Genomic DNA, 262 nt, shown 5'->3' on the forward strand with positions numbered 1-262 from the left:
TATCGTCTGTATACGAGGACTTGCTATGCCGCAAGGTAGGCTTGAGCAAGCCCCTCAGTCAGCATGGCAAGCTCCTGAACTCGATCAAGACACTGGTCAATGCTCTGAGTCCTTCTCTCAAGCACAAGGACGATGTCTGTCGCAAACCCGACCGCAGCAAGACGCAACACCTGCGCCTGGATTACACACCAATTGGTCATGGCTGTGACAGCCGGAACCGGGTGCGAATCCACCCAGGCGACATCACGCTTCTCTGGAATGC

At 55.3% G+C, this 262-nt stretch carries 1 protein-coding gene; it reads left to right on the forward strand.

Going from position 1 to position 262, the window contains the following annotated elements:
* The coding region (locus V6252_RS12910) for a hypothetical protein (protein WP_341610721.1) at positions 1–208 on the forward strand (208 nt) is incomplete at its 5' end.
* Positions 209–262 lie beyond the last annotated feature (54 nt).

Origin of the sequence: Psychrobacter proteolyticus (assembly GCF_038155145.1) — a bacterium.
Classification (GTDB): domain Bacteria; phylum Pseudomonadota; class Gammaproteobacteria; order Pseudomonadales; family Moraxellaceae; genus Psychrobacter; species Psychrobacter proteolyticus_B.